Annotated in this window: 6 protein-coding genes; all 6 read right to left on the bottom strand. The window is 62.4% G+C overall.

Annotation, left to right across the window (positions count from 1 at the left end; all coding sequences use genetic code 11):
• Positions 1 to 164 precede the first annotated feature (164 nt).
• Genes EEB11_RS19110 through EEB11_RS19085 form a run of 6 tightly spaced genes read right to left on the bottom strand, consistent with a single transcriptional unit; the run spans position 165 to position 6,489 of the window.
• Positions 165 to 1,244, bottom strand: coding sequence for a dipeptidase (locus tag EEB11_RS19110; protein ID WP_135434167.1), 1,080 nt, complete (start codon positions 1,242 to 1,244; stop codon positions 165 to 167).
• A gap of 20 nt (positions 1,245 to 1,264) precedes the next feature.
• Positions 1,265 to 2,023 carry an ABC transporter ATP-binding protein gene (locus tag EEB11_RS19105; protein ID WP_135434165.1) on the bottom strand — a complete coding sequence of 253 codons (759 nt, stop codon included), beginning with the start codon at positions 2,021 to 2,023 and terminating at the stop codon, positions 1,265 to 1,267.
• A 4-nt stretch (positions 2,024 to 2,027) separates the two neighbouring features.
• Positions 2,028 to 2,858 (bottom strand): ABC transporter ATP-binding protein, encoded by an 831-nt coding sequence (locus EEB11_RS19100; protein ID WP_135434163.1) that lies wholly within the window; start codon positions 2,856 to 2,858, stop codon positions 2,028 to 2,030.
• Positions 2,855 to 3,760 (bottom strand): nickel transporter permease, encoded by a 906-nt coding sequence (gene nikC / locus EEB11_RS19095; protein ID WP_135434161.1) that lies wholly within the window; start codon positions 3,758 to 3,760, stop codon positions 2,855 to 2,857. The genes EEB11_RS19100 and nikC overlap by 4 nt, the downstream gene beginning before the upstream one ends.
• Complete coding sequence (locus EEB11_RS19090; RefSeq protein WP_135434159.1) at positions 3,760 to 4,836, bottom strand: ABC transporter permease; 1,077 nt, start codon at positions 4,834 to 4,836, stop codon at positions 3,760 to 3,762. The genes nikC and EEB11_RS19090 overlap by 1 nt, the downstream gene beginning before the upstream one ends.
• A 48-nt stretch (positions 4,837 to 4,884) precedes the next feature.
• Positions 4,885 to 6,489, bottom strand: a complete 1,605-nt coding sequence (locus EEB11_RS19085; protein ID WP_135434157.1) for an ABC transporter substrate-binding protein — start codon at positions 6,487 to 6,489, stop codon at positions 4,885 to 4,887.
• Between the last annotated feature and the right edge of the window lie 319 nt (positions 6,490 to 6,808).

The following is a 6,808-nucleotide window of genomic DNA, read 5'->3' as shown; positions in this document are numbered from 1 at the left end:
CACATCGATGCCGTCGGGGGGCGGTCACATCATCAGAGCCCAACCGGGGGCAAAGGCCTATTTGAATAGTTCTTCGGTAGAGGTGGTTGCTGAGACATGATTTGAAAACTGTTTCGAAATGATCAATGCGGTAGTTGTTTCCTACGCGACACTGGTTCCTCAGGTCACGCCCCCCAGACCCGGTGCAGCAGCGCCAGCCAGTTGCGATGCGCAATCTTTTCCACCAGTTCTGCACCGAAGCCGTGCTGGATCATCGCCTGTAGAAGCGCGGGTAGCCCGGTGACATCGCCGATGCCTTCGGGAATGGTGGCGCCGTCGAAATCAGAGCCCAGACCAACCCCGTCCTCACCCAGATGGGTCAGCAGATGATCAAGGTGGCGCATCACCAGATCCCAACCCATGACAGGGCTTTGCCGACCATCCTCGCGCAGGAACGACGTCGCAAAGTTCAGCCCGACCAGCCCGCCGCTTTCGGCAATCATGGCCAGCTGCCGATCGGTCAGGTTGCGGGTGGATTGTGACACCGCATGGGCGTTGGAATGGGTCGCCACCAGCGGGGCGCTGGAGATCCGGGCCACATCATTGAACCCGGCCTCGGTCATGTGGGACAGGTCCAGCATGATCCGCATCTCGTCGCAGGCCCGCACCAAGGCCTTGCCCGCATCAGTCAGCCCCGGCCCGGTATCGGGGGTGCCCGGAAAGCGGAAGGGCACACCATGGCCGAAAACGGTCGGGCGTGACCAGACCGGCCCGATCGACCGCAGCCCCATCGCATGCCACAGCGGCAGCTCGTCAAGGCTGGGGTTAATCGCCTCGGCCCCCTCCATATGCATTACGCCAGCGATGCGCCCCTCGGTCATCGCCGCGCGGATCTGGGTGGCGGTGGTGCACAGGCTGAAATCATCGGGGGCGGCCCGCGCCATCCAGTGCAGATGCGCGGCCATCGACATCGCCACCGGCTGCGCGCCATTGGCGTCAATCAGCTCGGGCAGCGGCACATCATACGGGGGCGCGTTCATCATCGCCTGATAATCGGCGCTGTCATGCGCGACAGGCGACGGGATATAGATCGCAAAGAACCCGCCCGCGAACCCGCCCTTTCGCATCCGAGGCAGATCCAGATGCCCGACGGCTTTGCCGGTCGCATCCACCTCCCCCTTCAACCACAACTCCTCGCGCCGATCGGGCGCGTTGTGAAGCCGCAGCAGAAAATCATTGTGGCCGTCAAAAACCGGGAAATTCATCATGTCCTTTCCGGCACCACTCAGGCACCGAGCATCCGGTCCGCGCTCGCATCGAACAGCGTGCGGGCATAGTCCGTGGTCATTTGCGCACCCGCCAGCTGGTCGCGCGTCAGTTCCTCGACCGCGCGGCCATGCTGCATGACCAGCACGCGGTCACACATATGGTCGATCACGGCAAGGTCATGGCTGACCATCAGAAAGGTCAGCCCGCGTTCGTCGCGCAAACGGTTCAGAAGGTTCAGCGTTTCGGCCTGTACTGACGCATCCAGTGCCGAGGTCGGTTCATCCAGCAGCAGGATTTCCGGCTCCAGCATCAGTGCCCGGGCAATCGCGACCCGCTGGCGCTGCCCTCCAGACAACTGGTGCGGGTAGCGAAAGCGGAAGTTGGCGGGCAGGCCCACATCTTCCAGTGCCCTGACCACCCGCGCATCACTGCCGCCAATGCCGTGGATTGCCAGCGGTTCCGACAGGGTGCGGTCCAGCGTGTGGCGCGGGTGCAGGCTGGCATATGGATCCTGAAACACCATCTGCACCCGGCGGCTGAAGGCCCGGCCGCGCGGGGTGGGCACCGGTTGCCCCCCGATGCGGATCTGGCCCGCCGTGATCGGGGCCAGCCCGCAGATCGCGCGCAGGATGGTCGATTTGCCCGAGCCACTTTCGCCGACCAGACCGTAACTTTCACGCGCATCAACACTCAGGCTCACGCATTCCACCGCGCGCACCAACTGGCCTTTGGTCCCGTAATGGACCGACAGGTTTTCAACCTCGATCAGTGCCATCGCCCTACTCCGCCCATTCCGCAGCGCGGTCCAGCCCCGGCAATGGGGCCCGGCTCCCGCCGATCCGGGGCAAGCAGTTGAGCAGGCCCCGGGTATAGGGATGCTCTGCCTGCATCAGGTTCTTTGCCTCCAGCTCCTCGACCACGCGGCCTTTATACATGACCAGAACCCGGTCGCAGAACCGCCCCACCAGCCGCAGATCATGGCTGATGAAGATCAGCCCCATGCCCCGGTCACGCACCAGCCCGTCAAGGATCGACAGCACCTCTGCCTGCACGGTCACGTCCAGCGCCGAGGTCGGTTCATCCGCAATCAACAGGTCGGGGTTCGGGATCAGCATCATTGCAATCATTACGCGCTGCCCCATGCCGCCCGACAATTCGTGCGGATAGGCCTCCATAACCCGCTCTGGTCCCCGGATCTGCACCGCCTCAAGCGCCTCGATGGCTTTTCCATGTGCAGCCTTGGCCGACATGCCATCGCGCAGGCGCAGACCTTCGGTCAGTTGCGCGCCGACCTTCATCACCGGATTGAGCGAATATTTCGGGTCCTGCATGACCATCGCGATCCGCTGGCCGCGCAAGGCCCGCATTTCACGTTCAGACGCAGCCATCAGATCGGTGCCGTCAAACACCATCTCGGTCGCCTCGATGCGCCCCGGAGGGCGGATCAGCCGCAGCACCGACCGGCCCGTCATGGTTTTACCCGATCCGCTTTCGCCTACGATGCCCAACCGTTCGCGGCCAAGGCTGAACGACACACCGCGCACGGCCTCGACGCGTCCCGCCTCGGTGTCGAAGGTGACGCGCAGGTCTTTTACCGAAAGCAAGGTCATTTGCCGCTGCTCCTTGGGTCCAGCACATCGCGCAACCCGTCGCCCAAAAGGTTGAAGCCCAGCGACACGATGAAGATGGCAAGCCCTGGCATCGTGGCAACCCACCACTGTTCAAACAGGAATTTGCGGCCTGACGAGATCATCAGCCCCCATTCCGGGGTCGGTGGCTGCACGCCAAGGCCAAGGAAGCCAAGCCCTGCGGCAATCAGGATCACGCCCGCCATATCCAGCGTGACGCGGATGATCACCGACGGCAGGCACATCGGCATCACATGGCCCCAGATGATGCGGCCTGACCCGGCCCCTTGCAAGCGCACGGCGGCGATGTAATCCGACGTTCGCACCGTCAGCGTTTCAGCCCGCGCCACCCGCGCATAGGGTGGCCAGGCCGTCAGTGCGATGGCCAGCACCGCGTTTTCAATCCCAGGCCCCAGAACGGCCACCAGCGCCAGCGCCAGGATCAGCCGCGGAAAGGCGAGGAAGATATCGGTGATGCGCATCAGCACCTGATCGACCCAGCCGCCGAAATACCCCGCAACCGTGCCGATAGCCAACCCGATTACCGGGGCCGTCACCGCGACCAGTGTCACGATGTACAGCGTGATGCGCGAGCCATAGGCGATCCTGCTCCAGATATCGCGGCCAAAATCATCGGTGCCTAGCCAATGCCCCGGCGTTCCGGGCGGCAGCAGACGCTGCGACAGGTTCTGCGCCAGCGGGTCATGCGTGGCCACCCAAGGCGCAAAGGCGGCGATGAACAGCAGGACAAGGATGATGAAAAGCCCCACCATCGCCAGCGGATTGCGCCGCATCCGCAGCCAGGCCAGGTAGCTTTGCCCCAGACGCGCCTGCGCGCGCGAGGCGGGGCTGGGGTCACGCAGCCATTCGGTCATGGTGGCCATCAGCGCGCCCTCGGATCGACAAGGCGATACAATAGGTCTGACGCCATGTTGAGCGTCACGAAGACAACGCCCACCACCACCGTGCCCCCCAGAACAGCAGGCATGTCGGCGGCAAACAAGGCATCGGTGATATAGCTGCCAAGCCCCGGCCAGGCAAAGATTGTCTCGGTCAACACGGACCCTTCCAGCAGATAGGCGTAAGACAGCGCAATCACCGTAATCAGTGGCACCATCACATTTTTCAGCGCATGAACCCAGACCACGCGCCATTCAGGCATCCCCTTCACCCGCGCGGTGGTGATGTATTCCTGCCCCAGTTCGTTCATCATGAAACTGCGGGTCATGCGGCTGATATAGGCCATCGAGGTATACCCCAGCACCGCCGACGGCAGGATGATATGGCTGATCGCGTTGCGGAACATCGCCCATTCACCCGCAAGCGCGGTGTCGATCAGGATCATGCCCGTTCGCTGTTTCACATCCAATTCGAACATCATCGAGAACCCGGCATCCAGCCGCCCCGGTCCGCCCACCCAGCCAAGAATGCCGTAGAACAGCAAAAGCGCCAGCAACCCCAGCCAGAACACCGGCATGGAATACCCCATCAACCCCACGATCCGCACGATCTGGTCCACCCAAGTACCGGGCCGGGTGGCGGCCAGCACCCCGGCAGGCACGCCCACCAGCACACCGAACAGCGTGGCGATGGTTGCGAGTTCCAGTGTGGCGGGAAAATAGCGAATGATATCCGCCGATACCTCGCGCTTGGTACGCAGGGACTGGCCCAGATCGCCCTGAACCGCATTGCCGACATAGATCGCGAACTGCTTCCACATCGGTTCATCAAGGCCAAGTGCCAGCCGCGTCGCCTCATACTGCGCCGTGGTCGCGCGTTCGCCGACAATGGCCAGAACTGGGTCGATGGGCACCACGCGCCCGATGATAAAGGTGACGAGCAGAAGGCCCAGAATAGTGATGGCCAGCGAAAGCGCCGTGCCGGCGATCAGGCGCAGCACACGGGGAAGACCGGAGAAGGGACCGGCGGGCGGGGCGGGAGTGTCGGGGGCTGCAGTCATGCGCGGCAGGCTTCGGCGGGCGAGATGTTCCCGCCCGCCGAAAGACCCTTACTTCTCGGCCAGCCAGTAAGTCACCGAATCCACGGTGCCGCCGGTGTAGAAGTTGGTGACGTTGGCGCGCATCGCGGTGCGGTTGTTTTCCTGGAACATGGCGATGAAAGGCGAGGTGTCGCGGTGTTGCCGCTGAATGTCCTCGTACATGGCGCGGCGCGTGTCGGCATCGCGTTCGATCACGGCGGCCTCCGTCATGGTCATCAGATCGCCCGGATCATAGGCGTTGCGCCAGGCAAGGCTGCCGGTCAGCTTCGCTTCGTCCGAATTGTCGCCATTGATCACAAAGGTAGAGGCATTGGTATGCGGGTCGGGATAGTCCGGCCCCCAGCTTTGCAACGTCAGGTCATGCTGACGAGCGCGATATTCGCCCAGCACTTCCGCGCCCTCCGCGATGGAAAGCGTCAGGTTGATTCCAGCCTGTGCAAAGGTATTCTGGATCGACTGCGCCATATCGGTGCGGTTCTGGCTGTTGCGTACCGACATCTTCATGTTCAGCGGCAAGTCGACTCCGGACTCTTCCAGCAGCGCCTTTGCTTTATCGATATCCAGCGAATAGGGGGTCTCCTCGATCGAGCCCAGATAGCCGCGCGGCAAAAACGCCTGATGCACGGTCTGTTCGCCCTTCAGGAAGCTTTCGGTCATGCCCTGGTAGTCGATGGCCCAGCGCATCGCCTCCAGCACTTTGGGGTTGGCCAGTGCCTCATTCTTCTGGTTGGCCGAGACGTAGTAGATGTAGCCCGCAAGGTCGGTTTCCACGCGGATGTCGGCATTGCCTTCCATGCCGTCGATATCCACCGAAGTCACCTCGCGGCTGATGTCGATATCGCCACGCTCCAGCAGCAGGCGGTTAGTCGCCCCCTCGGGGATGTGGCGCATGAACACGCGCTTCATTTTGGCATCGCCGCGCCAATGGCCTTCCCGCGCTTCAAGGATGTAGCTGTCGGACGGTTTGTAGGACAACAGCACATAGGCCCCCGTCCCCGCCGTGTTCGACTTCAGCCATTCGTTGCCCATGTCGCCATTGGCCTCGTTGGCCATCACGGTTTCCTTGTCGATAATCGACCCGACAGCGGCGGTCAGGCAGTTGTAGACGAAGCTGGGCGCATAGGGCTGATCGGTTTTCATTGTGACCGTGTCACCGTCAAAGGTGATCATCTCCTCGACATTCTCAGGCGTGAAGCCGAACTGGGTCAGGATAAAGGCCGGGGTCTTGTTCAGCTTGACCACGCGCTGCAGGGAGAAGGCCGCATCCTCGGCCCGCACCGGATTGCCCGAAGCGAAGGTGACGCCGGGGCGCATCTTGAACGTATAGGTTACGCCATCCTCGGCCACGTCCCAGCTTTCCGCCAGACCGGGGACCAGTTCACCCGGCTGCATCGGGTCCAGTTCCACCAGCGTGTCGTAGGTGTTGTTCACCAGATCGGTGCCGGAAAACTCGAACGCCTCGTGCGGGTCGATGGACACGATGTCGTCGATAGCATCCCCGATCACCAGCGTATCAGCGGGGGTTTGCGCCATAAGCGCAGCAGGCGCTGCCCCGGCCAGAAGAGATGCCAGCACAAGCGCACCGGCACGGCGGAGGGTAAGGTCAAATTTCATGGAAGACTCCCTGTCTCTCTTGTTAGCACGCGTCTTTACCCAGGCCGGGCAAGCGCAACTTTGACCAACTGGGCAATTTTTGCCCACCCCTGTCAAGGCGAGTCGTTTCGCTGTCACAAAGAAAGAGACATCACGCCGATGCGCCCGATTTTCGATGACCATAGCGACGCCTTGAGCGAAATCTGGGCAGGTGGCGATAAAAAAAGGCTGCCATTCTCCCTCTGGCAGCACGGGAACCGGTGTCGCCGCCAGCGCCTCGGTGCGCGCCTTGAGATACGCTAGGTGTTCAGTCCCGGCATCTGGTGGATCGGGTTTAGGA

Source organism: Pseudotabrizicola sediminis, from assembly GCF_004745575.1.
Classification (GTDB): domain Bacteria; phylum Pseudomonadota; class Alphaproteobacteria; order Rhodobacterales; family Rhodobacteraceae; genus Pseudotabrizicola; species Pseudotabrizicola sediminis.
This window is presented reverse-complemented; position numbering and strand designations above follow the sequence as displayed.